The sequence below is a fragment of the Nocardia implantans genome (genome assembly GCF_035544775.1).
Lineage (GTDB): Bacteria > Actinomycetota > Actinomycetes > Mycobacteriales > Mycobacteriaceae > Nocardia > Nocardia implantans.
Genome location: NZ_JAYKYQ010000012.1, coordinates 19,256 through 44,888, shown reverse-complemented (window position 1 = coordinate 44,888; position 25,633 = coordinate 19,256). Strand labels below are relative to the sequence as shown.

28 protein-coding genes are annotated in these 25,633 nt (G+C 71.1%); 7 read left to right on the top strand and 21 right to left on the bottom strand.

Annotated elements, in window-relative coordinates; translation table 11 throughout:
* Nucleotides 1–5: 5 nt before the first annotated feature.
* The 4 genes from U3653_RS26050 to U3653_RS26035 all read right to left on the bottom strand — a co-directional run bounded on the left by U3653_RS26050 (nucleotide 6) and on the right by U3653_RS26035 (nucleotide 4,202).
* Complete coding sequence (locus tag U3653_RS26050; protein ID WP_195082705.1) at nucleotides 6–1,769, bottom strand: penicillin-binding transpeptidase domain-containing protein; 1,764 nt, start codon at nucleotides 1,767–1,769, stop codon at nucleotides 6–8.
* Nucleotides 1,770–2,063: 294 nt separating this feature from the next.
* Nucleotides 2,064–2,924: an arylamine N-acetyltransferase family protein gene (locus U3653_RS26045; protein WP_195082704.1), complete on the bottom strand. Its 861-nt coding sequence runs from the start codon at nucleotides 2,922–2,924 to the stop codon at nucleotides 2,064–2,066.
* 60 nt (nucleotides 2,925–2,984) lie between these two features.
* Nucleotides 2,985–3,986 carry an alpha/beta hydrolase family protein gene (locus tag U3653_RS26040; protein ID WP_324722479.1) on the bottom strand — a complete coding sequence of 334 codons (1,002 nt, stop codon included), beginning with the start codon at nucleotides 3,984–3,986 and terminating at the stop codon, nucleotides 2,985–2,987.
* Between the two features lie 12 nt (nucleotides 3,987–3,998).
* On the bottom strand, nucleotides 3,999–4,202 hold the full coding sequence (locus tag U3653_RS26035; protein WP_195082856.1) for a hypothetical protein: 204 nt from the start codon (nucleotides 4,200–4,202) through the stop codon (nucleotides 3,999–4,001).
* Nucleotides 4,203–4,298: 96 nt separating this feature from the next.
* Between U3653_RS26035 and U3653_RS26030 the strand changes: the two genes are divergently transcribed.
* The 3 genes from U3653_RS26030 to U3653_RS26020 all read left to right on the top strand — a co-directional run bounded on the left by U3653_RS26030 (nucleotide 4,299) and on the right by U3653_RS26020 (nucleotide 6,231).
* On the top strand, nucleotides 4,299–4,433 hold the full coding sequence (locus U3653_RS26030) for a hypothetical protein (RefSeq protein ID WP_323124497.1): 135 nt from the start codon (nucleotides 4,299–4,301) through the stop codon (nucleotides 4,431–4,433).
* Nucleotides 4,434–4,547: 114 nt separating this feature from the next.
* The gene (locus U3653_RS26025) at nucleotides 4,548–5,024 is read left to right on the top strand and encodes a TerB family tellurite resistance protein (protein WP_195082702.1); all 477 of its coding nucleotides are present in this window, start codon (nucleotides 4,548–4,550) and stop codon (nucleotides 5,022–5,024) included.
* Between the two features lie 28 nt (nucleotides 5,025–5,052).
* Nucleotides 5,053–6,231 carry a winged helix DNA-binding domain-containing protein gene (locus U3653_RS26020; protein ID WP_195082701.1) on the top strand — a complete coding sequence of 393 codons (1,179 nt, stop codon included), beginning with the start codon at nucleotides 5,053–5,055 and terminating at the stop codon, nucleotides 6,229–6,231.
* 18 nt (nucleotides 6,232–6,249) lie between these two features.
* On the opposite strand, the gene nadC is transcribed toward U3653_RS26020, so the two are convergent.
* The 3 genes from nadC to nadA all read right to left on the bottom strand — a co-directional run bounded on the left by nadC (nucleotide 6,250) and on the right by nadA (nucleotide 9,888).
* Nucleotides 6,250–7,110, bottom strand: coding sequence for a carboxylating nicotinate-nucleotide diphosphorylase (gene nadC, locus U3653_RS26015; RefSeq protein ID WP_195082700.1), 861 nt, complete (start codon nucleotides 7,108–7,110; stop codon nucleotides 6,250–6,252).
* 59 nt (nucleotides 7,111–7,169) lie between these two features.
* Nucleotides 7,170–8,735 carry an L-aspartate oxidase gene (locus U3653_RS26010; RefSeq protein ID WP_195082699.1) on the bottom strand — a complete coding sequence of 522 codons (1,566 nt, stop codon included), beginning with the start codon at nucleotides 8,733–8,735 and terminating at the stop codon, nucleotides 7,170–7,172.
* A 109-nt stretch (nucleotides 8,736–8,844) separates the two neighbouring features.
* On the bottom strand, nucleotides 8,845–9,888 hold the full coding sequence (gene nadA / locus U3653_RS26005; protein ID WP_195082698.1) for a quinolinate synthase NadA: 1,044 nt from the start codon (nucleotides 9,886–9,888) through the stop codon (nucleotides 8,845–8,847).
* A 77-nt stretch (nucleotides 9,889–9,965) separates the two neighbouring features.
* Between nadA and U3653_RS26000 the strand changes: the two genes are divergently transcribed.
* Nucleotides 9,966–10,730, top strand: a complete 765-nt coding sequence (locus U3653_RS26000; protein WP_323124498.1) for an NUDIX hydrolase — start codon at nucleotides 9,966–9,968, stop codon at nucleotides 10,728–10,730.
* Between the two features lie 339 nt (nucleotides 10,731–11,069).
* Here the strand turns inward: U3653_RS26000 and U3653_RS25995 are convergent, their stop codons facing one another.
* From U3653_RS25995 to bioB, 4 genes are all read right to left on the bottom strand, one after another.
* Complete coding sequence (locus tag U3653_RS25995; protein WP_195082697.1) at nucleotides 11,070–11,603, bottom strand: DUF1353 domain-containing protein; 534 nt, start codon at nucleotides 11,601–11,603, stop codon at nucleotides 11,070–11,072.
* A gap of 67 nt (nucleotides 11,604–11,670) precedes the next feature.
* Nucleotides 11,671–12,303, bottom strand: a complete 633-nt coding sequence (locus U3653_RS25990; protein WP_195082696.1) for a DUF2567 domain-containing protein — start codon at nucleotides 12,301–12,303, stop codon at nucleotides 11,671–11,673.
* Nucleotides 12,303–12,530, bottom strand: coding sequence for a biotin synthase auxiliary protein BsaP (gene bsaP, locus U3653_RS25985; RefSeq protein WP_323124499.1), 228 nt, complete (start codon nucleotides 12,528–12,530; stop codon nucleotides 12,303–12,305). Before bsaP ends, U3653_RS25990 begins: the two co-directional genes overlap by 1 nt.
* A gap of 33 nt (nucleotides 12,531–12,563) precedes the next feature.
* On the bottom strand, nucleotides 12,564–13,577 hold the full coding sequence (gene bioB, locus U3653_RS25980; RefSeq protein WP_195046255.1) for a biotin synthase BioB: 1,014 nt from the start codon (nucleotides 13,575–13,577) through the stop codon (nucleotides 12,564–12,566).
* 103 nt (nucleotides 13,578–13,680) lie between these two features.
* Between bioB and U3653_RS25975 the strand changes: the two genes are divergently transcribed.
* A complete protein-coding gene (locus U3653_RS25975; RefSeq protein ID WP_195082695.1) occupies nucleotides 13,681–14,265 on the top strand; it encodes a TetR/AcrR family transcriptional regulator C-terminal domain-containing protein in 585 nt (194 codons plus the stop codon).
* Nucleotides 14,266–14,345: 80 nt separating this feature from the next.
* On the opposite strand, the gene U3653_RS25970 is transcribed toward U3653_RS25975, so the two are convergent.
* From U3653_RS25970 to U3653_RS25930, 9 genes are all read right to left on the bottom strand, one after another.
* Entirely contained in the window at nucleotides 14,346–15,488 is a 1,143-nt protein-coding gene (locus tag U3653_RS25970; RefSeq protein ID WP_195082694.1) for an alpha/beta hydrolase family protein, read from the bottom strand.
* 102 nt (nucleotides 15,489–15,590) lie between these two features.
* Nucleotides 15,591–16,817: an MFS transporter gene (locus U3653_RS25965; RefSeq protein ID WP_195082693.1), complete on the bottom strand. Its 1,227-nt coding sequence runs from the start codon at nucleotides 16,815–16,817 to the stop codon at nucleotides 15,591–15,593.
* Nucleotides 16,818–16,977: 160 nt separating this feature from the next.
* Nucleotides 16,978–18,327: an LLM class flavin-dependent oxidoreductase gene (locus U3653_RS25960; RefSeq protein WP_195082692.1), complete on the bottom strand. Its 1,350-nt coding sequence runs from the start codon at nucleotides 18,325–18,327 to the stop codon at nucleotides 16,978–16,980.
* Entirely contained in the window at nucleotides 18,324–19,076 is a 753-nt protein-coding gene (locus tag U3653_RS25955) for an ABC transporter ATP-binding protein (protein WP_195082691.1), read from the bottom strand. Before U3653_RS25955 ends, U3653_RS25960 begins: the two co-directional genes overlap by 4 nt.
* Nucleotides 19,052–19,915 carry an ABC transporter permease gene (locus U3653_RS25950; RefSeq protein WP_195082690.1) on the bottom strand — a complete coding sequence of 288 codons (864 nt, stop codon included), beginning with the start codon at nucleotides 19,913–19,915 and terminating at the stop codon, nucleotides 19,052–19,054. The genes U3653_RS25955 and U3653_RS25950 overlap by 25 nt, the downstream gene beginning before the upstream one ends.
* Nucleotides 19,915–21,006 (bottom strand): ABC transporter substrate-binding protein, encoded by a 1,092-nt coding sequence (locus U3653_RS25945; RefSeq protein ID WP_195082689.1) that lies wholly within the window; start codon nucleotides 21,004–21,006, stop codon nucleotides 19,915–19,917. The genes U3653_RS25950 and U3653_RS25945 overlap by 1 nt, the downstream gene beginning before the upstream one ends.
* A gap of 64 nt (nucleotides 21,007–21,070) precedes the next feature.
* Complete coding sequence (locus U3653_RS25940; RefSeq protein WP_195082688.1) at nucleotides 21,071–22,234, bottom strand: alpha/beta fold hydrolase; 1,164 nt, start codon at nucleotides 22,232–22,234, stop codon at nucleotides 21,071–21,073.
* A gap of 227 nt (nucleotides 22,235–22,461) precedes the next feature.
* Entirely contained in the window at nucleotides 22,462–23,136 is a 675-nt protein-coding gene (bioD, locus tag U3653_RS25935) for a dethiobiotin synthase (RefSeq protein WP_195082687.1), read from the bottom strand.
* The gene (locus U3653_RS25930) at nucleotides 23,133–24,281 is read right to left on the bottom strand and encodes an 8-amino-7-oxononanoate synthase (protein ID WP_195082686.1); all 1,149 of its coding nucleotides are present in this window, start codon (nucleotides 24,279–24,281) and stop codon (nucleotides 23,133–23,135) included. The genes bioD and U3653_RS25930 overlap by 4 nt, the downstream gene beginning before the upstream one ends.
* Before the next feature lie 125 nt (nucleotides 24,282–24,406).
* On the opposite strand from U3653_RS25930, the gene U3653_RS25925 reads away from it, so the two are divergent.
* Nucleotides 24,407–24,727: a hypothetical protein gene (locus U3653_RS25925; RefSeq protein ID WP_195082685.1), complete on the top strand. Its 321-nt coding sequence runs from the start codon at nucleotides 24,407–24,409 to the stop codon at nucleotides 24,725–24,727.
* Here the strand turns inward: U3653_RS25925 and U3653_RS25920 are convergent.
* Nucleotides 24,714–25,196 carry a MarR family winged helix-turn-helix transcriptional regulator gene (locus U3653_RS25920; RefSeq protein ID WP_195082684.1) on the bottom strand — a complete coding sequence of 161 codons (483 nt, stop codon included), beginning with the start codon at nucleotides 25,194–25,196 and terminating at the stop codon, nucleotides 24,714–24,716. The genes U3653_RS25925 and U3653_RS25920 overlap by 14 nt on opposite strands.
* Before the next feature lie 61 nt (nucleotides 25,197–25,257).
* Between U3653_RS25920 and U3653_RS25915 the strand changes: the two genes are divergently transcribed.
* Nucleotides 25,258–25,629, top strand: coding sequence for a cupin domain-containing protein (locus U3653_RS25915; protein WP_195082683.1), 372 nt, complete (start codon nucleotides 25,258–25,260; stop codon nucleotides 25,627–25,629).
* Nucleotides 25,630–25,633: the final 4 nt, after the last annotated feature.

Sequence of the window (25,633 nt, the reverse complement as noted above, 5' to 3'; positions counted from 1 at the left end):
ACAGACTATCCACGGGCCCGCAGCATCCGGCCCGCGGCCTCCACCGCGGGCGCCGAACTGCCCGCGTCGCTGATGAAGACGGAAAAGGCCAGGTCGCCGTCGATGCCGACGAACCAGCCGTGTGCGTGGGCGTCGTCGATGTACTCGGCGGTGCCGGTCTTGCCGAGCAGGCCGGGGATATCCCGCAATTGCGTCGCGGTGCCGTCGGTGATGGTCTCGCGCATCATGGCTTTCAGCTGGTCGTCGACCTGCGGCGGCAGCGGGTCCGGGGTGCGATCCTGGGTGCCTGGCTTGCCCGCGACCACGGCGGGCGCGGGCACCGAGCCGCGGGCGATGGAGGCGGCGACCAGAGCCATGCCGAACGGTGACGCTGTCACCTGCCCTTGACCGATCGCCGACTCGACACGTAACGCCGAGGTGTCGGCCGTGGGCACCTTCCCCGTGACCGTGGTCAAGCCCGGTGTGACGTAATCGATGCCGAGGCCCAATTGCGCCGCCGCTTCAGTCAGCGCATCGGCGGGCAATCGCACGGCCATGGCGCCCATCGTGGTGTTGCAGGACCGGGCGAAGGCGGTGTGCAACGGGACCGAGCCGAGATCGAAATTGTTGTCGTTGGGGATGCGCCGGCCCTCGATGTTCGCGGTGCCGGGGCAGGGCAGCACGGTGTCGGGCGTGACGGCGCCCGCCTGCAATGCCGCGGAGACGGTGACCGTCTTGAACGTCGAACCCGGCGGATAGAGCCCGGTCAGCGCGATCGGGCCCTGCGCGTCGGCGGCGGCGTTCTGCGCGATCGCGACGACCTCGCCGGTCGAGGGCCGCAGGGCGACCATCGCGGCGGGCTGGGCCACCGGGGCGAGCGCCGCCTCGGCCGCGCGCTGTAAGCCGGGATCGAGAGTGGTCGTGATGTCGGCGGTGGGCGTGGCATCGGTTCCGGCGACGCGCTCGGTGCCCTGCGGCGTCTGGGCGCGCACGGCCCACCCGGCGTGTGCGTCGGCGGATTGCTGCCACAGCTCGGCCAGCCCGGACAGGGTGGGGGCGGCCAGGGCCTTGTCGGTCGTCAGCAGGCGGGTCTGCGGCGCCAGGGTGACACCGGGCAGCGCGGTCAGGCGGTCTCGGACCGGGGCGAGGTCGGCCTCGCGCAAGGTGATCGCGGTGATCGGCTTTCCTTGCGCCGCCGCGAGTTCGGCTTGCATCGATCCGGCGGTGAGACCGGGTGCGAGTGGGCCGAGCAGCTCCGCGATCGCGGGCAGGTCGGCGTTCGGGCCGACGTTCACCAGCGTGACGATCTGCTCGGTCATCAGCTCGCCGCCGGCGGCGTCGAGGACGCGCGCCGGTTGCGGATAGACCCTGCTGTAGCTCAAGGGCCCCGCGGCGAGTCCGGGAGCGACGGTGGCGGGGTCCCACTTCACCCGCCATCCGTTCCCCTCGTCGCGGGCGGCGCCGGTGGTGGTGTAGGTCCACTCCGACTTGCCGTCCGCGCCCAGCTTCCAGGTGGCGGCCAACGCGAAGCCGTTCTCCTCGACCGAGCGGACTTCGAAGCGCACGTCCTTGCCGAGCCCCTCGTACAGGGCGCCGATGGCCTCGGCGGCCTTGGCCGGATCGTCGGTGAGCGCGGCGGCCGCGGCGACGTCGTCGCGGTTCAGCGCGTCGGCGAACTGCGCGGCCACGGTGTCGGGCTGGTCGGGTCCGGACGAGCAGGCGGCGAGCACGAGCAGCGGTGCGGCGAACAGGACGAGGGCTTTCCGGTTGGTACGCACCCCGACGACCATAATGGGCGCGGGCGGACCGCGTCCGCCGACAGCCTGCGTATGGCCGCGGTGCTGGGCACGCGTGACGAGCGGAGCCGGACAGAGCCCGACGAAACCCACGCACGGCCGCAGTGCAGGGATCCGCGTGACGAGCAGAGCCGGACAGCCCCCGACGAGAACCCGTGCACAGCCCGGGTGCAGGGATACGCGTGACGAGCAGAGCCGCACTGCGCCCGACGAAAACCCGTGCACGGCCGCAGTGCGGGCGCGATTACGTCTGGTCGGCCGGACGAAAACCCCGACCCGATCGCCAGGTCAGTCGCGTGCCCACGCGCCCCGCGCGAGCGTCGCGGCATCGTCCTCGCCGAGGTCGATGTCGAACACTTCGGCGAGAACCTTGGGCAGCTCGGTCGGTTCCAGTTCCCTTGTCTGGCCCGTGCCGTCGGGGTACTCGGTGACGAACGTGGTGCCGTCCAGCACGTAGTGGACGTCGGGGTGGAAGCGCTGCACGTACGGCCGGGTGGTGAACGGCGAACGCGGCGAGGTGGACACGAAGTGATTGCCGACGGCGTAATCGATGCCGTACTGCGGATTCAGGGTGAAGCTGTGCCGGTCGATCCACCCGTCGCGGCCGAACTGGTGCAGCACCCACAGCTCGGAATCCAGCTCGCCGCGCCTGCTCTCCAGCCGGAATTTCCAGTCGCCGCCGGTGAATTCGCCCGCGGACAATTCGAACGGCACGAGCGGTCCGGCGCCGAAGCCGACGTCGCACAGCCAGACGCGGTCGTCGTCGCCGGTGGTCACGCGCAACAAGGCATGGGTGGCGGGGCGCAGCGCCGTGCCCGCGCCCATGCTCACGCGCCCGCTGAGGCCGGTGACGCCGAATCCGAGCCGTTCCAGCGCGGCCGCGAACAGTCCGACGTTCTCGTAGCAGTAACCGCCGCGCCGCCGCCGCACGAGTTTGTCCTGCAAGGTCGCCAGGTCCAGCGGAATCGACCGGCCCAGGATGATCTCCAGGTTCTCGAACGGAATCGCGGTGGTGTGCGCCCGCACCAATTCGCGCAGCGTCGCGACGGTGGGGGCGCGCTCGCCGTCGAACCCGATCCTGGCCAGGTAGGCGTCCAGATCGAGGTCCGCTCCGTTCCAGTGGTAAGCCGGGTCGGCGGGTTTGTTCATCGCGTCCTCACTTCGTCGTCGTTTTGTCGGTCAACCGCATGAGGCGGCTTTCGTGTTCCCTCAGGCCGCGCATTTCGCGCCCGCGGGGGCCGCCGGTGCGGTGACGACGCCGTGCGCGACGTCCACGAGGTAGTCGCGGTCCGGGCCCTCGACCGGCTCCGCGCCGAGCAGCAGGCGCTCGACCACGCAACCGCCCTCGAAGAAGGCCGGCCCCACGCTGTGGTCGCCGGGAACCACCCTGCCGTTCAGGTCGTGCCCCGTGACGACGGTGTACATCGAGGTGGGCCTGCCCGCGGCGAGCAACCCCGCGCGCATCTCGACGCTGGTGGCGTACGGCACCACGTCGTCGGCGGTGCCGTGGACGAGAAACGCGCGCCGCACGTCCATCCGGGCCGCAAGCAGCGCGGGCGAGCGTTCGGCGTAGGCGAGCGGGCAGGCGGCGGGCGGGCAACCACCCGCGTCGCGCTCGATCTGCGCGGGCAGCGCCGGATCGACAGCCCCGGCGCCCAGCCACATCGTGAAATCGTCGGCCGGACCGTAATTGTCGACCCAGTAGTCGAACATCCCGCGCGGACCGTGCGCCGCCGCGAGACCGCTGGTGATGCCGCCCTGGCTCCAGCCCCACAGCACCGTGCGGGTGATCGAGCGATGGGCGTCCCGGTACCACGCGGTCGCGGCGACGACATCGCGCCACCCCGCCCACAGATTCCACTCTCCGGCGCGCCATTCGCTCTGCGCCGAGCGCAGATCCATCGCCAGGATCGGCGTCGCGGTGCGCCGGGCGATCGACTCGAGGTAGCCCGCGAAATCCGCCGAAGACCCGCCGTGCCCGTGCACCGCGACCACGAGCGCCTGCGCAGGCGTGTCCTGCTCGGCGCACCGATAGGGCTCGTACACCCGGCCGGTCGCCTCATCCCCGTCCACGGTCAGCGAAACCGGGCGCACCGCCACGCCCCCGGCGCAGTCCGGCTCCGCGGAAACCGGCGCCGCCGCGGGGATTGTCGTCATGATCACGCCGATCAGTGCGCAGCAGAGTCCGAGTGCCGCAGATGCCCGTCGCATCCTCGGATGATGTCACGTCGTCAGCGCGGCGCGGGAGCGCACGACGACGAGCAGTCCGCCCGCGACCGCCGCGAGGCCGACCACCACGCCGAACGCGGTCACTCCCGCGCTCGATCCGTAGGCCGAGGCCACCTCCGTGCTGCCCGAGCCGGACCGTGCCGATCTGCGGCTGGACCATGTGCTCGCCGCGCTGAGCGACCCCCTGCGCCTGACCATTGTCCGCAGGCTGCTGCTGGACTCCCCCGACACCGACCGGCCGTGCTCGTGGTTCGGCATCGATCGCCCCAATCCACGCTCACGCACCATTTCCGGGTGCTGCGTGAAGCCGGCGTCACCCGGCAGCGCCGTTACGGACTCGAACGCCGCAGCCAGGTCCGCGTCGAGGATCTCGAAGCGCGCTTTCCCGGCCTGCTCGACCTGGTCCGCGCCTGGGAGCCCGTGGACTGATCCTGAACTTTGGGGGCAGGTCCCGGCGTCGCAGCCCTGTTACGGTCCGGGTATTCATACCGAGTCCGGATGGCACGGGTCCGCGCGTTCGGACGCCTTCGCAGGGAGTCAGCCATGACCTTCGCACCCCGCCGCACCCCCGACGCGACCCTGATCAGCACGCCCGAGATCGCCGCCGGCTGGCGCGAACTACTGCTGGCCGAGCGGAATCAATTGCGCGGCGGCTCCTTCCGCGACGCCGCGGTGGCCCTGTGCGCGCTGGTCGCCGTGGCCGACGACGCGATCGTGGACCGGGCGACCGTCGGCGAACTGGTCACGGCCGATCCGGTGCTGTGCAACTTCCCGGTCGACGACTTGCGCGCGTTGTTCGAGGACAACTGCAATCGACTGGCGAACGCTCCGGTGCGCGGTTACGCCCACGTGCTGCGGCAGATCGCCACAGCGGCGCACCGGCCGGTCGAGGCGGACGCGGTGATCCGCACCGGCCTGCTGATCGGCAGCGACGCGGGCGCATGCGGCCCCGCGGCGGCCGAGGCCGTCCGCGACGCCTGCCGGACGCTGCGCCTGACCCCGGAGCGCTTCGGCCTCTGACCCGCGGCGCGAACGCTACGATTCGCCTATGCGTTCGATTGATGCCGCCGAGCGGCGCGCTCGGTTGGCGATACGACACCGGCTGGCCGCTTCGGAGCGCAGCGGCCAGGTCGCGGACATCGCCCGGTCGCTGGTCGCCTTGCACGCGACCGATCCGGCCACCGTCTTCCTCTCCGTCGCGGCGCGCGGCGAGGGGCTGACGCCCTCGGATGTCGAACGGGCCCTCTACGACGACCGGTCGCTGCTGCGGATGCTCGCCATGCGCCGCACCATGTTCGTCGTGCCGGTGGAACTCGTTCCGGTGCTGCAGGCTTCGTGCGCGGACGCGCTGGCGCACAAGCAGCGGCGCACCTACGCCAAGTACCTGGAGCAGGCAGGCATCGGGGACGGCGATGTGCGGCGCTGGTGGGCCGAGGTCGAGACCGAGACGCACAAAGCGTTGCTCGACCGCGGCGCGGCGACCGGCGCGCAGCTGAGCAGGGACGTCCCGCGCTTGCGTACCCAGGTGAACACCGCGCCGGACAAGCCGTATTCGAAGCCGACGAACATCACCACCTGGGTGCTGGTGACGCTGGGCTGTGAGGGCCGCATCGTGCGCGGACGGCCGAACGGCAGCTGGACCAGCAGCCAGTACACCTGGTCGCCGATCGAATCGTGGTTGCCGCAAGGCGTTCCCGCCCTCCCCGCCGCCGAAGCCCGCGCCGAGCTGGTCCGCCGCTGGCTGCGCGCGTTCGGCCCCGCGCCGGTGTCCGACATCAAGTGGTGGACCGGATGGACGCTCGGCGAGGTGCGCGCGGCGCTCGGCGCGCTCGATCTGGTCGAAGTCGATCTGGACGGCGTGACCGGCGTACTGCTGGCCGACGACGTGGAACCGGTCGCCGCCCCGGAACCGTGGGCGGCGTTGCTGCCCGCCCTCGACCCGACGCCCATGGGCTGGCAGGCACGAGAGTGGTTCCTCGGCCCCCACGCCGCGAACCTGTTCGACCGCAACGGCAACATCGGTCCCACCGTCTGGTGGGGCGGGCGCATCGTGGGCGGCTGGGCACAGCGCGGTGACGGCGAGATCGTCTACCGCCTGCTCGAAGACGTGGGCAGCGAGGCCGAGGCGATGATCGCCACGCAAGCGCAACGTATTCGCGAGTGGTACGGCGACGTGCGCGCCATTCCCCGTTTCCGGACGCCACTGGAGCGCGAACTCACCGCCTGACCGGGCGAAGCCGCGCGCCTACATGTCCAGCCCCAGATCGAGCACCCGCACCGAGTGGGTGAGGGCGCCGACGGCGAGGTAGTCGACGCCGGTGCGCGCGTAGTCGGCGGCGACGTCCAGGCTCAGGCCGCCGGAGGACTCCAGTTTGGTCCGCGGGGACGCCGCGTTGCGGCGCTGCACGGCCGCCTGGGTCTGCCAGAGCGGAAAGTTGTCCAGCAACACCAGTTCCACGTTCTCGGCGAGCACGGCGTCGAGCTGTTCGAGGCTGTCGACCTCCACCTCGCAGGCGATGTCGGGTGCGGCGGAGCGGACCGCGCGCAGCGCCTCGACCACCGATCCCGCTGCGACCACGTGATTGTCCTTGATCAGCGCGGCGTCGCCGAGACCCATGCGGTGGTTGACGCCGCCCCCGACCCGCACGGCGTACTTCTGCAGCGCGCGCAGTCCCGGCAGCGTCTTGCGGCTGTCGCGGATGCGGCACTTGGTGCCCGCGACGGCGTCCACCCAGGCGGCCGTCGCCGTCGCGATGCCGGACAGATGGCACACCAGGTTGAGCATGGTGCGCTCCGCGGTGAGCAGCCCCCGCGTGGGTGCGATCAAGGTCAGCACGGACTGTCCCGGCGACACCCTGGTTCCGTCGGCGACGCGGTCGGTGACCTCGTAGGCGTCCGCGCCGATCACCTCGTCCAGCACCAGCAGCCCCGCGTCGAGCCCGGCCACGGTCCCCGGCTCCCGCGACACCACCGATGCCTTGATCACCGCGTCCGCGGGCACGGTGGCCGTCGTCGTGACGTCGGGGCCGTAGCGCAGGTCCTCGTCCAGCGCGGCGCGGATGACGCGCAGCACCTCGTCGCGATCCAGAGCGGCGTCCAGAGCCATCGAAGCGTTCCTCTCTCGCCGAGCGGGACCGGTGGACAAGTCCGTTTCGGCGCGTGTGGTCAGGGAAGGGGTGCGTACTCGGCGACGCCGTCACCGTTCAGCCGGATCGGGAGGCTGTGGCGGAGTTCGGGCGCGGCGTCGGGGTGGTCCGAGCGGGTATGGCAACCGCGGCTCTCGGTGCGGGCGAGCGCCGCGAGCAGCAGGGCGCGGGCCGCGAGGGTGAGCGCGGCGTCCTCGATCGCGGCGATCGGATGGGCGGCGGCGCGCGTGTCGCGGCGGGTGACCGCGTCGTCGAGCCGCTTGAGCGCTTCGGCGAGCCCCGCGCGGTCGCGGACCACCGAGGCGTGCGTGGTCATCAGGTGCTGCACCACGTCGCGGTCGGCGTATTCGACCGCGCGCGAGGGGATCTCGACGACCCCGGATCGCTCACCGAGCCGCTCGGCGGCGGCGGCTCCGGCGCGCTCGCCGACCACCAGCCCCTCCAGCAGGCTGTTGGAAGCCAACCGGTTCGCCCCGTGCAGCCCGGTGCGCGCGACCTCGCCTGCGGCGTACAGGCCGGGCACCGCGGTGCGGCCGTGGGTGTCGGTGACGACTCCCCCGCACTGGTAGTGCGCGGCCGGTGCGACCGGGATGAGATCGGTGCGCGGATCGATGCCCGCCGCGAGGCACGAGGCGGTGATCGTCGGAAACCGTTGTGCGAAACCGTCGATCGAGCGCGCGTCGAGATAGACGTGCTCGGTGCCGAGTGCCCGCATGCGCGCGGCGATGGCGCGAGAGACGACATCGCGCGGGGCGAGATCGCCACGCGGGTGCACCCCCGCGGTCACCGGGTCGCCTTCGGTGTCGACCAGCGTCGCGCCTTCGCCGCGCACCGCTTCGCTGATCAGCGGCCTGCGTCCGAGGCCGCCCGGGGTGTAGAGCACGGTGGGGTGGAACTGCAGGAATTCCAGATCGGCGACGGCGGCTCCGGCCCACAACCCGAGCGCGATGCCGTCGGCGGTGGCGCCGGGCGGATTGGTGCTCAGCGCGTACAACTGGCCGAGCCCGCCGGTGGCCAGCAGCGCGGCGGGCGCGTGCACCACGCCGAACCCCCGCTCCGACACCGCGACCACACCCCGCACACCGGTCGGCCCGGTGACGATCTCGGCTGCCGCCGCGCCGAACAGCACCGGCAGCCGGGCTTCGTTCAGCGCCCGCTGCACCTCCGCGCCGGTGGCGTCGCCTCCGGCGTGAATGATCCTGCGGGTGCTGTGCCCGCCCTCGCGGGTCCGCGAGATCTGGCCGTCGCGGCCGAGGTCGAACACCGCGCCCAGGTCGGTCAGCGCGGCCACCGCGGCCTGCCCGCCCTCGACGATGGAGCGCACGGCGTCCACGTCGCAGAGCCCGGCGCCCGCCTCCACCGTGTCGCGCACGTGCGATTCGACCGAGTCACCGTGCGGCGCGACGACGGCGATGCCGCCCTGGGCGTACTGGGTGGAGGTGTCCGTCGGCCCGCCCTTGCTGAGCGTGAGCACCCGCAGGCCGCGCAGTGACGCGGTGCGCGCCGCGGTCAGTCCCGCGACGCCGCCGCCGATCACGACCAGATCGGCCTCGGCCTCCCAGTCGATGGAAACCCGGGTTGTCATCGGCCCGCGCCTCTCTGTCTTCCGTTCCGCGAACGACCTCCGGAGCGGACGCGGCGGTCACCGCGTCCGGCCGGAGCACGACCCACCGCCGCGAAGGCAGCGGTCGGATTCATTCACCGCCGCCGGGATTGCCGATCGCGATCATCCGCTGCACCGAGTTGCGGCCCAGCGCGGCGGTCTCCGGATCGACGTGCACCTCGTCGCGGCCTTCGACCAGGCAGCGCAGCAGCGCCGCCGGGGTGATCATCTTCATGTACTTGCACGACGCCCGGTCGTTCACGGCCTGGAAGTCGATGCCGGGGGCGGCCTTGCGCAGCTGGTGCAGCATGCCGACCTCGGTGGCCACCAGCACCTGGTTCGACTTCGCCGCCTTGGCCGCGTCGATCATGCCTCCGGTGGACAGGATGTGCACCCGCTCGGCCGGGAACGCGCCCTCGCCGGCCAGGTACAGCGCCGAGGTGGCGCAGCCGCATTCGGGGTGCACGAACAGCTCCGCGTCCGGGTGGGTGCGCGCCTGCTCGGTCAGCTCGTCGCCGTTGATGCCCGCGTGCACGTGGCACTCCCCCGCCCAGATGTGCATGTTCGCGCGGCCGGTGACCCGCTTGACGTGCGCGCCGAGGAACTGGTCCGGCAGGAACAGCACCTCGCGGTCCGGGTCGATCGAGGCGACCACGTCCACCGCGTTGGACGAGGTGCAGCAGATGTCGGTGAGCGCCTTCACCTCGGCCGTGGTGTTCACGTACGACACGACCACCGCGTTGGGGTGCTCGGCTTTCCAGGCGCGCAGCTCATCGGCCGTGATCGAATCCGCGAGCGAACATCCCGCACGCTGATCGGGGATGAGCACGGTCTTCGCCGGGCTGAGAATCTTGGCGGTCTCGGCCATGAAGTGCACGCCGCAGAACACGATGGTGTCCTCGGGCGCCTCGGCCGCGATCCGCGACAGCGCCAGCGAGTCGCCGACGTGGTCGGCCACGTCCTGGATCTCCGGCAACTGGTAGTTGTGCGCCAGGATCGTCGCGTTGCGCTCCCTGGCCAGTCGCTTTACTTCCCGCGCCCACTCCGGCGTTGCCTCGACACCCGCGAACCCCGATGGTCCGTCGAACACCTGCCCCATCAGCGGGGGCGCCAGTTTCGCACCCGTCGTCGCCATGGATGGCTCCCTTCCTCGTGCGGTCGGCTACACCGCCGATTCGCACCAAACCAGGTTTTCGACTTATAATCGAAAACGTGGCCCATAGTAGCACCATCCACGAATCGCTCACCGCGGTGTTCCAGGTTCGCCGCTTCCCCCGGGACATCGCCGCAGGTCACACCCCAGCCGACCGGGCGGAAGGCATGCTGCGGCGTTGCCCGCCCGACCAGCGGACCGAACTGGCGGTGTTGCTGTGGGAACGCGCATTGGATCCACAGAAGGGCACCTGGTCGCTGCCCGGCGGACGCCTCGGCGACGACGAGGACCTCGACACCTCCGCGCGCCGCCAGCTCGCCGAGAAGGTCGACGTGCGCGAGTTGAGCCACCTGGAACAGCTTTCGGTGTTCAGCGCCCCCGACCGGGTGCCGAGCCCGCGCCGCATCGCCTCGGCCTATCTCGGACTGGTCCCGCTGACCGCCGACCCCCATCTGCCCCCGGACACCGCATGGCATCCGGTCTCGGCACTGCCGGCCATGTCCTTCGACCATCGCACGGTCGTCGACCACGCCCGCACCCGGCTGGCGGCGAAACTGTCCTACACCAACATCGCCTTCGCCCTCGCGCCGGACCGGTTCACCATGTCCACACTGCGCGAAATCTATTGCGCCGCATTGGGGTACGACGTGGACCCCACGAACCTCCAGCGCGTCCTTTCCCGCCGCAAGGTGATCACCCCCACCGGAGCCACCGCCGCACCCGGCCGCGCGGGCGGCCGCCCCGCCGCGGTGTACCGCTTCACCGACTCCGGACTCCGCGTGACAGACGAATTCGCGGCCCTGCGCCCTCCCGGCCCTTCCTGACCCCGCCTGGCCGCCCTAATCGGCCGAAGCCTTACGGTGCTTGCTCCAACGACGGTACTGCCGCTTGCTCGGCACAGGCCGCGCAGCGTTACTACGCCGCAAGGCATCCCGCCGCCGCCACGCCGCCAGATCGGCCCGTTCGCTCTCCGCGGGAACCGTCCCGGCTTCCGCTCCAGGTGCGCGCCTCACCGCCCCAACCCCTTCCAACGCTTTCTCGGCGACCCACCGTATCCCCACGCCCACACCGGCCTCCACCGGTTTTCGCCGGAATAACAAGATCAACGGCACGCCGCGGCGTTTCGCGAGTAGATTCCTGTGCCGTTGATCATGAAGAGGCGATCAAGCGGCCTTCATCTGCGGGCTCGGCGGGGGAGCTTCGGTTCGTTGCGACAGTCGGGAAGCGGCCCAGAAGGCCAGTTCGACGAGCCAGAACAGCAGGAGGAACAGCGTCACGACGGTCGCGGGGACGGCGAGGAAGAACACCGAAGGGATCGCGACGACGAGGAAGCGCGCGACCTCGCCCGCGCTCGCGCCACGCAAGCGGTGGGCGGCACGCACGGCCGCCCACATCATCCAGCGGCGCGGCAGCGAGACCCCGAGTTCGTGCAGGCTGCGGCGGAAGATGCCGTCGGCGTCGGCCACGCTGACGGCGTGTGTGCTGAGCAGATAATCGTGCAGGATCGCGGCGCGGGTGTAGATGCCGTAGCGGGGGATCAGCCAGATCAGCGGGCGTGGCACCGACGCGAAATCGGTGCGGAAACCGGCGGGGATGACGAATTCCGCACTCGCCCCGCGGTAGACGAACGGTTCGGTCACCCGCCAGAACTTGGCGTCGAGCTCTTCGACGACCGGCCCGCCACCGACAAAGGTCACGTCCTGTTCCTTCCCCGCGCTTCGCGCCACCCCGCGGTGGTCGAGCCTGCCGCCACCACGCGCCGGGTCAATACCGTTGCCGGTATTCGGGTACCGAATACTCTTCCGAGGCAGGCTCGTAGCCACGATAAGGCAGCTCTTCCCCGCTCGCAGCGACGCCTCCGGAGCCCGTGAAGGTTTGCTCCTTCCGGGCGGCGCGGCGTCCGCTGCCGAGATCCTCCGACGTACTGAGCGCGGCGAGGAACAGCATGACGAACGACGCGATCAGCGGCTGCACGATCAACGCGAGATCACTGCCCAATTCGATCGGGAGCGTGACGATCTGGCCGACCGGCGGGTCGTGCGGGCGCGGATGCGACCACTCGGCCACCTGCTCCCCCACGCGGGCCATCGCCACCGCGCCCGCGCCGCTGCCGAGCAGCAGGCCCAGTTGCAGCAGCGGCCCGCGCGCCGAGCGCCAGCGCCATACGGCCAGCGCGCCGAGCAGGCCGAGCACCGCCCCCGCGAGCACGAACAACGCCAGCGCGTCGAACTGATGAGTGCTCTCTCCGGTCAGCGCGACCCCACGACCCGGCTCGACCACGAGCAGACGCTCGGTAGGCGCGAGCAGACCCCAGCCGACACCCGCGAGCGCGCTCACCACCACCACGGCGACGGCGACCACCGCCGCCGCCCGCCCCTCACCCCGCGACGACGCCACTAGCGGCGTTCCAGTTCGGCGGAGTCGATGACGCCGTGCCGGGAGCACTTGGCCCACCAGCCGTCCGGGCTCACCTGCACGATCATGCGGCGGCCGCACTGCTCGCAGAAGCGCGGCGGCTCCAGGCCCAGCGCGGCGGCGGGCGGGATCGCGTCGTCGAGGCCCGGCACTATCCGCTTGCCGGTGAACGGGTTGTAGCGCTCGTCCATGTCCATGACAGTACCCATGCTCGCCTGCCTCTTCGTCGCAACCGAGCCGGGTCAGAGCGTTTCGTTGAGCGCCTTGATCGGCATCTTCAGCTCGCCGAGCAGGTCCAGGTCCTGTTCGGCGGGGCGGCCGAGGGTGGTCAGGTAGTTGCCGACGATGACGGCGTTGATGCCGCCCAGGATGCCCTGTTTGGCGCCGAGGTCACCGAGGGTGATCTCCCGGCCGCCCGCGAAGCGCAGCATGGTGCGCGGCAGCGCGAGCCGGAAGGCGGCGACGGCGCGCAGCGCGTCGGACGCGGGCAGCACCTCCAGGTCGCCGAACGGCGTGCCCGGTCGCGGGTTGAGGAAGTTCAGCGGGACCTCGTCGGGCTCGAGTTCGGCCAGGTTGGCGGCGAACTCGGCGCGTTGCTCCAGGGTCTCGCCCATGCCGAGGATGCCGCCACAGCAGACCTCCATGCCCGCTTCGCGGACCATACGCAGGGTGTCCCAGCGCTCCTCCCAGGTGTGCGTGGTCACCACGTTCGGGAAGTAGGAGCGGGAGGTCTCCAGGTTGTGGTTGTAGCGGTGCACGCCCATGGCGGCCAGCTGGTCGACCTGCTCCTGGGTGAGCATGCCCAGCGAGCAGGCGACCTGGATGTCCACCTCGTTGCGGATGGCCTCGACACCGGCGGCCACCTGGGCCATCAGGCGCTCGTCCGGCCCGCGCACGGCGGCCACGATGCAGAACTCGGTGGCGCCGGTCTTGGCGGTCTGCTTGGCGGCCTCCACCAGGCTCGGGATGTCCAGCCACGCCGCGCGCACCGGCGACTGGAACAGGCCCGACTGCGAGCAGAAGTGGCAGTCCTCGGGGCAGCCGCCGGTCTTGAGGCTGATGATGCCCTCGACCTCGACTTCGGGACCGCACCACTTCATGCGCACCTCGTGCGCCAGGGCGAGCAACTCCTCCAACTGGTCGTCGCCGAGGCGCAGCACCGCCAGGGTCTGCTCCTGATTCAGCCCTTCACCGCGCTCGAGCACCTGCTCGCGGGCGATCGACAGAATGCCGGTGGCTACGGGTGCCTGGGTCACTGCACGAATCCCTTCGTCCGGCCGAGGTGGCCGTGCAACTTGAACGGTGTTCAGGCTAGGGTAGCGACAGGAGTGAGTCAAAGCACGACGGGAAGGGCATCGAGTGCAACTGCACCGGGCGGACGTGGTCGACGGCGCCATCGCGATTCTGGACCGATACGGCCTGGCCGACCTCACCATGCGCAGGCTGGCCGGTTCGCTCCAGGTCCAGCCGGGAGCGCTGTACTGGCACTTCCCCAACAAGCAGGCGCTGCTCGGCGCGGTCGCGGACAAGATACTCGCGCCCATGGATGACCCGATCGAAGCCGAGGAGTGGTCCGGGCAGATCACCGAGCTGGCCCACCGGCTGCGCGACTGCCTGCTGGCCTATCGCGACGGCGCCGAACTGGTCTCGGCGACCTACGCGTCGAGACTCACCACAAGCAAGGGGCGGGAACGCTTGGCGAGCGCGGCCATTCGCGCGGGGATGCCGCGTCAGGAGGCCGAACTCGCGGCGTTCACGCTGCTGTACTACGTGCTCGGCGAGACCGTGGACGAGCAGTCCAGGATGCAGATGGACTCGGCGGGCGCCCTGCCCGAGGGCGCGTCGCCGCTGGAGGAGACCACCGACGCCACCGCTCGTTTCGACTTCGGCCTGCAATTGTTCGTGGCGGGGGTGCGGCACCTGCTCGGCACTCGCGTCCGCTGACGTCCGACGCGTCGGCATGACGGTTCCGCGTTCGGTGTAGCGGCCTGGTTTCCGGCGGCCCGCTGTGGCGCGCCGAGGGTTCAGCGCAGGTGCGTGTTCAGGAAAGCCGATGTGTCCGGAAGCGATGCCAAGAACGCACCGCTGTGGTCCTGGCCGGGGTAGCTCTGGACCGTCACTTGTACTCCGGGGTTGAGCTGTCGCAACTTCTGCCCGTAGCCCTCGGTGTCGGTGGGCGGCACATCGATGTCGGCCGTGCCGTAGCCGATCCTGAGATCGCTGGTGAACCGGTCTTCCGGATATCTCGTCAAGGCGGCGATGTCCTCGGTGAAGGTGGGCGTCGGCCGATCGGGATCGGCGACGAGCGCCGACGGCCTGCGGCCCTCGGCGCGCTCGACCAGGCGCGACAAGCATTCGTGGGCCGCCTTTTCCACGAATTCCTTGCCGAAATCCGACAGGTACGGGGTGACGCTGCCGGGGTTCAGTTCCTCCAGCGAAGCCAGGTAATACGCCGCGTAGGCGATCTGGTTCTTCGAGCCGGTCGAGTCGCGCCGGAACATCTCCGGCAGGCTCTTACTCGGGTCGGTGCGCAGTCCGGTGACCACTACCCCGCTCAAACCGGGCGCGGAACCGCCTTTCTCGGCGTACAGGGCCGCAGCGCTCATCGCCGCGTGCGCTCCTTCCGACTGGCCGACGACGACCCATCTCCGCGACAGCGGAAAGGGAGTCGCGCGCAGCGCGGCGACCGCGTCCACTATCGACATTCCCTCGACCTGCGTGTTGTAGTAGCTGAACTGCCCGCGGGTGCCGAGGCCCTGATAGTCCGGAGCCAGCACCGCGTACCCGTTCTCCAGAATCCGGTCGAAATACGAGGTGTTCCGCTCGGACTGCGGGCGGCGCGACGGCGCGCAGGCATCGCCGATGCCGGCGGTTCCGTGCGCCCACACCACCAGCGGCCATCCGCCCTCCGGCGGCAGGCCCTTGGGCAGATAGAGCGCACCGGAGGCCTGCGCGGCGGCTCCGTGCTGATCGGTCGTGGTGTAGCCGATCCCGAACGAGGCCATGGCCTCGGGGAATGTCCACGCCGGATCGAGCAGTTCGATCGCACTCAGTTGCCCGGTCGCCGGGCTTTCCGCTGCCGCGGGCGCCACCGCGAGCGTGACAGCGACGCACATGCTGATCGAGGCCGCGACCGGAACGGCTCGCCGAAGGAAGGGGATGGGCATGGCGCAGCACCATACCGACGCGCATCGGTGACAACGCCCCAGCGACACCAGCCACCAGTGGAAATTCCCTTATCCCGCGCAGTGGCGGCGAGGGCCGAGCGGCTACCCGGTCTCGGCGGACGGCTGCCGTGCCGGCGGCACGACCACCCCGGGAAACCAGCGGTGCATGGTGTAGGCGCCCGCCGCGGCGGTGAGCGCGAGCGCGACGGCCGCTCCGCCCAGCACCGTGACGGCGCTGATCGCGCCGACCGCCACCGGCCCGGCGAACATGCCGATGTCGTGGGTGAGCCGCCAAGCGCCGAGGAACTCCGCGCGCTGCCCGTCGGGCGCGACGTCCGCGCCGACCGTCATGATCAGCCCGTTGCTCATCCCGTTGGCCAGCCCGAGCAGCACGGCGGCGCACCCGAGACCGAACACCGAGGAGGTGAACGGCAACACGCCGAAACCGGCGGCGAACAGGACCATCGACGGCACACCGGTCGCCCGCCTGCCGTAGCGATCCAGCCACACCCCCGCGGGATAGGACATCAGCACGTCCATCGCGCCCGCCACGCCGAAGATCAGACTGGTCGTCGAGGCGCTCACTCCGATGTGCGCGGCCCACAACGGCAGCAGCGCCAGCCGCGCCGCCCGCGCGGCGCCGACCAGCAGCGCGGCCAGCCCGAGCGTGCCGAGTGTCCTGCGGTGCTCGACCACGATCGCCGTCAGCGCGTGCCCGGCGCCCCGTCCGCCCGCTGCCTCGGGCGATCGGATCGCCGCCATGGCCGCGCCGGACACCACCGTGGTCGCCAGCTGCAACCACAGCGCGCCGTTGGGACCGAGCGAATGCACCACGGCCGCACCGAGGAACGGGCCGCAGAAGAACCCCAGCCGCATGGAACCGGCCAGCGTCGACATCGCGCGCCCGAGGTCGTTCGTGGGTATCACGGCCACCAGATAGGACTGGCGAGCCAGGCCCCACACCGCGCTTGCCGCGCCGCCCAGCAGCATGCCCAGCGCGAGCACGCCGACATTCGGCGCGACGATCGCCGCGAGCACGCCGAGCGCCCCGAGCACCGAGCCGAGCGCCAGCGCGCCGCGTTCGCCGATCCTGGCGACCACCCGCCCGGCGGGCAGATCGGTGAGCACCATGCCCAGTCCGGACAGCGCGACGACGACGCCGGCCAGCCCGGCCGACGCCCCCAGATCGAGCGCGCGCAGCGCGTACATCGGCGCGGCCGCGCCGGACCCGATGCCGTACACCACCATCGGCACGAACACCGTCCAGGTCAGCGACCGCAACCGCACCGCGCCGACGACTTCGCCCGCCACGGCGGACCGCTCGCTCATCGCGCCACCGCTCGACGCCACGACGCCGCGCTCCCCTCGATCACCGGCAGCCCGAAGACGCTGCCCGAGGCGAGATCGCGCGCCGATTTCGCTCCCACCGGTGCCGTCCTGCGGCGGACAGCCCTGCGCCCGGGCGGACAGTCGCTTCCGTCGCCGCCGCTCACCGGGCCAGCGCGGGCTGCCGGGCGAAGCGGCTGTCGGGGCGGGGCAGGCCGAAGTGGTCGCGCAGGGTGGTGCCGCTGTACTCGGTGCGGAACAGGCCGCGCTCCTGCAGGATCGGCACGACCGTCTCGGCGAAGATCTCCAGTCCGCCCGGGTAGTACGGGGGCATCACGTTGAACCCGTCGGCGGCGCCGTTGCGGAACCATTCCTCGATGGTGTCGGCGACCTGCTCGGGCGTCCCGGCGAACACCCGGTGGCCGCGCGCACCGGCGAGGCGGTGCAGCAGGCCGCGCACGGTCGGCCGTTCCCGCTGCACGATGCCGGCCACGACCTGCAACCGGCTCCGCCCGTTGTCGGTGACATCGCCCGCCGCGTCGAACAATTCGACCGGGATCGGCTCGTCCAGCGGCAGGTGCCGCAGGCTGATCCCGACGATGCCCTCGAGTTGCGCCAGGCCGTATTCCGGCACGGTGAGCTCGTTGAACTCCTGCTCCAACTTCTTCGCCGCCGCCTCGGTGTCGGCGATGAACGGGCTGATCCCGGGCAGGATCTTGACGTGCTCTGGGTCGCGCCCGAAGCCGCGGGCCCGCTGCTTGATGTCGGCGTAGAACGCCTGGGCGTCGCTGAGCCTTTGGTGCGCGGTGAAGATCGCCTCCGCGTACTTGCCCGCGAACGCGCGCCCGTCGTTCGACGCGCCCGCCTGCACCAGCACCGGGTGGCCCTGCGGGGTGCGCGGCGCGGTGAACGGACCACGTACCCGCAGGTGTTCGCCCGCGAAGTCGATCCGGTGGATCTTCTCCGGGTCGGCGTACACGCCGGAGGCCCGGTCCAGGACGATGGCGTCGTCCTCCCAGCTGTCCCACAACGCGACCACGGCGTCGACGAATTCCCGTGCGCGGGCGTACCGTTCGGCGTGGACGGGATGCTTGTCCAGACCGAAGTTGGCCGCGGCGAGATCGGTGCCGGTGGTGACGATGTTCCAGCCCGCCCGGCCGCCGGAGATGTGGTCCAGCGTGGAGAACAGCCTGGCCAGGTTGTAGGGCTCGTAATACGTGGTCGACGCGGTGGCGATGAGGCCGAGATGCGTTGTCGCCGTGGCGATCGCGGTGAGCAGGGTGATCGGCTCCAGACCGGAGGCCGCGTTGTGCTCGACGTCGGTGCGCAGGGCGGGTCCGTCGGCGAAGAACACCGCGTCCAGTTTCGCCGCCTCGGCGGTGCGTCCGATCTCCTGGTAGTAGGCGACGTCGTAGATTCGGTCGGGGCTGCTCCACGGATGCCGCCAGGCCGCCTCGTGGTGGCCGGAGGGATAGATGAAGGCGTTGAGGCTGAGTTGGCGCGGTGCGTTCATGAGGCTTTCTTCTCGTCGGTGGGCGCGTCGGCGATGTCGACGCCCAGGCTGGCCAGCAGCAGGGAGCGGTGCCGCAGGAAGGCGGGATCACCGTGGCTGCGCGGACGTTCCAGGTCGATGCGCTGGTCCACCGCGATGCGCCCTTCGTCGAGCACCAGGACGCGGTCGGCCAGCAGCACCGCCTCGTCCACGTCGTGGGTGACCAGCAGCACGGCGGGCCGGTGCTTGGCGCACAGGTCCTGCAGCAGTGCGTGCATCTTGATCCGGGTCAGCGCGTCCAGCGCGCCGAACGGTTCGTCCGCCAGCAGCAATTCGGGTTCGCGCACCAGCGAACGCGCCAGCGCGACGCGCTGCTGCTCGCCGCCGGACAGCTCCTTGGGCCAGGCCTGCTCTCGGCCCGCGAGCCCGACCTCGGCCAGCGCCGCGCGGCCGCGACCGGCCGCGTCCGGACCGCCGAGGCCGAGGGTCACGTTGTCGAGCACCCGCACCCAGGGCAGCAACCGCGAGTCCTGGAACACCACGGAGCGCTCGGTGGGCACGCTCAACTCGCCCGAACCCGGAACGTCGTAATCCAATTCGGCCAGCGCGCGCAGCAGCGTGCTCTTGCCCGACCCGCTGCGGCCGAGCAACGCGACGAACTCGCCGCGGGCGATGTCGATGTCGAGATCGCGCAGCACGACCCGGTCGCCGAAGCCACGGCGCAGCCGCCGGACACGGACCACGTTCAGTCCCCGAGTGTCTGCCGCCATGACAGCGCCCTCCTTTCCACGGCGCGCACCAGCAGGTCGCCGAACAGGCCGAGCAGGCCGTAGATCACCAGGCCGACCACGATGATGTCGATCTGGCCGTAGGTGCGGGCCTGGGTCATCAGGTATCCGATGCCGCTGGTGGCGTTGACCTGCTCCACCACGACCAGCGCCAGCCACGAGATGGTGACGGCCAGCCGCAGGCCGGTGAAGAAACCGGGCAGCGATCCCGGCAGCGCGATCCGGCGGATGAATCCCCACCGCGACAGACCGACGGTCTGGGCGAGTTCCACGTACCTGGCGTCGACGCTGCGCAGATGCGCGTGCGTGTTCAAGTAGATCGGGATCGCCACGCTGGTGGTGATCACCACCAGCTTCATCTCCTCGCCGATGCCGAACCACACGATGAACAGCGGGATCAGCGCGAGCGTCGGAATGGCGCGCTTGATCTGGATCGGCCCGTCCACCAGCGCTTCACCGATCCGGCTCAGCCCGGCCAGCAACGCCAGCACCAGGCCGATCGCGACACCAAGGCCGAGCCCGATCGCGGCGCGTTGCACCGAGGTCAGCAGATTGCTCTGCAGACGACCGTCGGCCAGCAGGTCACCGGCGGTCTCGGCGACCGTCCACGGCGCGGGCAGCGTCTCGGGGTCCAGTGTGCCGGTGGCCGATCCGGCCACCCATGCGGCGATCAGCAACAGCGGTCCCACCGCGATGCCGAACGGGATGGGACGGCCTGGTCCGAGGCGCGGCCGGGTCGGCTTGCGCTTCGCCGGCACCGGTTCCGTCGCGGAGCGGCCGCGACCGAAGCGGCGCAGCACCGCGGCGTCGACGGTCGCCATCAGCGGGCCTTCGGCTCGAACGACGCGCCGCTCTCGGTGACCGCCTGCGTCACCGCGGCGTCGAAGCGCAGGTCGAAGCCGTTGGCCGCCTGCACCTTCTCGGGCAGTTCGCCCGCCTCGGCGATGGCGTCGATGGTGGCCTGCTGCCGGTCGACGAGCTGCTGGTCCAAGTGCGGGAAGACGTAGGCGCCCAGGGATTCCACGATGCGCTTGGCGTCGTCGGCGCTCACCTTCTGGTTGTCCACGTAGTAGCGGCGCGCCCAGTCCTCCGGGTGGGTGTTGGCCCACTGGTAGGCGCGGACGAACGCGCCGACCAGCGCACGGCTGGCGGCGGCCTTCGCCGGGTCGCGCACGACGGCCCGGCGCGCGTACAGGTAGGCCAGACCGCCGTAGATGCCTGCGGTCTCCGAATCCGGGACCAGCGAGGCGCCCGGCGTGCGCAGGAACCGGGTGACGTTCGGCTCGATCAGCGGCGCGACGTCGACCTGGCCGGTGCGCACGGCATCGGGGAACTCGGCCAGCTGCAGCCGGATCAACTGCACGTCGGAGGTGGTGAGCCCGGCCTTGTCGATGGCGCGCAGCACGGCGGCCTGCTGGGCGGTTCCCTCGGCGTAGGCGATCTTCTTGCCCTTCAGATCCGACAGCTTCGACACCGGCTTGCCCGGCGCCACCGCCAGCTTCAAGGCGGTGGTGCTGGTCTGGTAGGACGCGATGATCGGAACGTCCTGCCCGGCCACCAACGCGTGGATCGGCGGGACGTCGCCGACCTGCGCGACGTCGGCGGCGCCCGCGCGGAACGCCTCCAGGATCGCGGGACCGCCGACGAAGTTGGCGAACTCCACCTTGAACGGCAGTTTGTCCAGCTCGCCGGACAGGCGAAGCACGGATTGCAGGCGCTCGGACTGATCGGCGACCACGAGGGTGGTTCCGGCGGGAACCTCGGTCGGCAATGGCCCGTCGGCGGTGGGACCGACCGGCTCGTCGTCCTTCGCGCAGCCGGTGAGTCCGAGGGTCGCAACGGTCGCAACGGCGAGCAATGCGGCGGTCGCGCGGCCGCGGCGGCCGGACCGGAACGTACTTGGTCGGAACATAACGCGAATTACAACAAGACGAAACCGGCGCGAGAACGGTTTGTCTCAGCCTGGTTCGAACCCCTCAGCGCGGCGGCGCGGCCACCGTCGCCGACCGGACCTGCTGCTGATAACGCTGCACGAACGGCAGGATCTGCTGTTCGATCACCGTGTTGTACTCCCGGGGCCGCTGCATGGGATTGGCGTGCCCGGTGTTGCGCGCCAGCACCACCAGCAGTGTGCCGTCCACTCCGCCGGACTGCTCGATCAGCACCCGGTGGGAGTACTCGACATCGACCACGCGGTCGGCGTTCGCGTCGCGGGGCCGGATGAAGACGATCGCGGGCCGCGGCTTGTCCGCCACCGGCTGGGCCAGGGTGCGCAAGTCGTCCGTCGCGCCACCGGCCACGATGGCGGTGAACTGGGACTCGATCAGGCCGTTGCTCGCCGCGTCGCGCGAGACGATCTTCTCCCGCATCACTTCCGCCAGCACCTCGCCCAGCTCGCCGAGCCGGACGCCGGGCAGCCCGTGGCCCCGGTCGACGAAACGGTCCCGGCGGGCGTAGGTCTCCACGGCCAGCCGGAGCATGCGGCTTTCCCGCGCGCCGGGCAGCCAGCCCATCCAGCGCAGCATGTCCTCACCGCGCCCGCGGCTCTCCGGGCGCACGGCGTTCAGGTCGACCGGCGTGCAGTCCAGGATCACCCCGACCAGTCTGCGGTCGCTGTCGCGGTGGATGTGCTCGGCGACCTCGAGCGCGATCACTCCACCCATGCTGTGGCCGACCAGCACGATGTTGCGCAGGCCCGAGAGTTCGGCGGCGCGCACCACGAGATCGGCGATGACCTTGGTGTCGATACCTTGGTTGTCGTAGCGGATCGCCCACACCATGCCCATCCTGCGCAGAGCGGGCAGCGCGGCGGCGGTGTCACCGGCGTCGAGCCCGCCGAGCCCGACCAGGTCCACCACGACGGTGTCCCAGTTCTGCGGGTCCACCGGCGGGGCGACGGGCAGGATGGCGGGCTCGGTGCGCGCCAGTCGCGCTTGTTCCGGCGCGACGTCGTACTTCCAGTACTGCGCGAACACCACCAGCCCGGCCAGCAGCAGCGCGGCCACCCGGAGCAGCGTCACCCTGGTGCGGCGCAACGTCTTCCACCCGTGCCCCGGGCTCGTGTCCCGCAGCCGGGCTCGGCGTCGCGCGTCGTCCCAGTCGGAGACGGTGGACGGGTGCCTCTCGTCCATCGGCGACATCCATCCCACTGTAGGCACGGGTGCGGATGGTCGCCACGAGCCCGCTATCGCTCAGCGTGCCGCCGCGGCCATGGCCGCGAGTTCCCCGGGGACGGTCCGGCGGCCGATTTCGTTGTCCTCTGGCACCATTCCGCTGGGCACCCCGCGTCCACCGCCTGGATATCAGTGCCGCCCTGGGCATCGTGTTGGAGCCACCGCCGTTCGGAGCCCTTCGCGAACGCGGCCGGTCAGCGGAAAGGTGACCAGGCGGGCTCGAACCAGCCGGGGGCGGCGGCGGTGAATCGCGCGCGCTCCCAGCCGCCTGCGCCTTGCGGCACCGAGCCCACCAGGTCGACGCCGGTGACGCGCGGCAGGTCGGTGCGGTTGCACTCGGCGGCGAGATCGGGTTCGGCGGGCCAGGAACCGATCACCAGGCCCGCGCACCGCACGCCCGCCGCGTGCAGTGTGCGGGTGGTCAGTTCGGTGTGGTTGAGCGTCCCCAGCCCGGCGGCGGTGACCAGCAGGACGGGTGCGCCGAGTTTCTGGGCGAGGTCGAGCAACGTGAAATCGCCCAGGCGCACGAGCAGTCCACCCGCGCCCTCGACCAGAACGAGGTCGGCGCCGGTCAAAGAGTCGACGGCGGCGGCGGTCTCGGCCAGCGTCAGTTCCGGCAGCCCGGCGCGGCGGGCGGCGGTGTCGGGCGCGAGCGGGTCGGGGTAGCGGGCGAGTTCGAGGGTGCGGGTGACGCCGGACAACCGCTGGATCTCCGCGAGATCGCCGGGTTCACCGGCCGCCACACCGGTCTGGCCCGGCTTGCACACCGCCACCGAACGGCCGTTGGCCATCGCCGCGGCGGCGACGGCCGCGGTGACGACGGTCTTGCCGACATCGGTGGAGGTGCCGGTGACGAGCAGCACGGTCATGCCGGTACCGCCTCTCGCGCCTGCGCCAGCACCTCGCCGAGCACCCTCGCGATGACATCCAGTTCGGCCGGGGAGAGATTCGCCCGCGCGGTCAAGCGCAGTCGCGACGTGCCCTCCGGCACCGTCGGCGGACGGAAGCAGCCCACGTCCAGCCCGCGCGCCCGGCACGCCTGCGCGGCGTCGAAAGCCACCTGCGCCGGGCCGAGCACGACCGACACCACCGCCGAAGGCGGCGCGGGCACACCGGCGATGGCGGCGATGTCCGCGGCGCGAGCCAGCACCCGTTCGGCCAGCTCCGGCTGCGCGCGCAGCACCCGCAGCGCGGCCCGCGCGGCGCCGACGGCGGCGGGCGCGAGACCGGTGTCGAAGATGAACGTGCGCGCGGCGTCGATCAGGTGGGCGCGCACCCGCGCGCTGCTCAGCACCACACCGCCTTGTGCCGCGAGGGATTTCGACAGCGTCGCGGTGATCACCAGGTCCGGCGCCCCGGCCAGGCCCGTCTCGTGCACCAATCCGCGCCCGCCCGCGCCGCGCACGCCGATGCCGTGCGCCTCGTCCACCACCAGCACCGCACCGTTGGCCCTGGTCACGCGATGCAGCTCGGTCAGCGGCGCGAGATCGCCGTCGGCGCTGAACACCGAATCGGTGAGCACCAGCGCACGGTCCTCGGTCCGCTCCGACAGCAGCCGGTCCACGGCGGCGACGTCGCGATGCGGCGCGATCTCCACCCGGGCGCGGGAGAGCCTGCACGCGTCCACCAGCGACGCGTGGCTGCCCGCGTCGGAGACCACCAGCGAGCCGCGCCCGGCCAGCGCGGTCACCGCGCCGAGGTTGGCCGCGTATCCGGAGGCGAACACCAGTCCCGCTTCCGCGCCGACGAATTCGGCCAGCTCGGTCTCCAGCAGTTCGTGCTCGGTGGTGGTGCCGGTGACCAGCCGTGACCCGGTCGATCCCGCACCCCAGCGGCGCACCGCCTCGATCGCGCCCTCGGTCACCTCGGGATGGCGGACCAGGCCGAGATAGTCGTTGGAGGCGAGATCGATCGACGGCGTTCGCGGGGCGCGCGGGCGCAGCTCACGGCGCAGTCCCGCGGCCACCCGTGCGGAAGCGCGTTCGTCCAACCAGCTCAACGGATCGGTACTCACAGCTGGGCAGCATACTTGAACACCGTTCAGGACACCCGCCCCGAGGTCCGCTGGTACGGTTGAGCCATCGTTGGTGGTGTCACCGGCCCGCGGTGACAAGCTGCACCGGGGAGGATTACGGCCGGATGCCGCGGTGGGCGATAGTCGTCGAGGAAACAACGGGTTCGGGCGATCACAAGCGCTGGTCACCCCGAATTCTCACCGAAGTGGTCGGCACGCGCGCACAGGCACTGGCGAAGCTGGCCGGTGTGCTGCCCACCTACACTCCGGAGCATCCCAAACTGCGCGGTCGCCGCATCGTGCTCCGCGACGGCGACACCTACCTGCTGATGGTGCGCGGCTGGTCGGACGACTATCACTGCATCTTCCGGGTATGGGAGATGGTGTCCGACAGCGATCGCCCGGAGATCGCCGACCACGCGCCCGACCGGCTCACGGACCGGTGAACCAATTCGGCGTATCGAGCCGGAACACCTCGCCGGGCGTCAGCAAGCGCAGGTCGCGCTCGAATGCGGCCAGCCGGTCCGCGCCGAGCAGCTCCGACCAGCGATCGCGGATCCGGTCGAACGTTCGCGCCGATCGGATGAGCACGTCTTCGGCGCGTTCGGTGAGCGTGTAGACCTTGCGCCGCGCGTCGGACGGATCGTGCCCGCGGCGTAGGTAGCCCAGCCGCTCCAGCGCCTCGATGTGCTTGCCCGCGGCCTGTTTCGAGACGCCGAGCGCGCGCCCGAGGTCGGCGGCCGTGCAACCGTGCGGACCGCCCGCGCGACCGATCGCCTGGAAGACGAAGCCGTGCATCGGCCGCAATTCGGGATGACCGTGCCCGGCCAGATCCGCGTGCACCTCGTCGATCGCCGAGCGGAAGCCGAGCAGCATGCGCAGCGGCAACTCGTAGCCGCCCCGGTCACTTGACATGATGGACAACCTCATTGACTATATGGACAACCATGTTGTCTATTCTAGAGGTGGTACCCCCATGACCGTCATCCGGCACTCCGACACCCGCCGCACCGAAACCGCCGGCGGCGTCATGACCACGCTCGCCTCCCCCACCCAGGGCGGCTCCGGGCTCGCGCTGTGGCGGGTCGAGGTGCCCGCGAACACCGCGGGACCGTTGCACTTCATCGACGCCGAGCAGATCTGGACCGTCCTCGCCGGACGGCTCGACGTCGCGCTCGACGGCACGGAACTCACCGCGGCGGAAGGCGATACGGTGATTCTCCCGCCGAACGCGCTGCGGCAGGTGCGCACCGGCGACGGCTTCACCGCCATCGTCACCGCGCCGGCGGGGGCTCGGGCCGGAACACCGGACACCGAGGCCACCATCGTCCCGCCGTGGATCGCCTGACCGG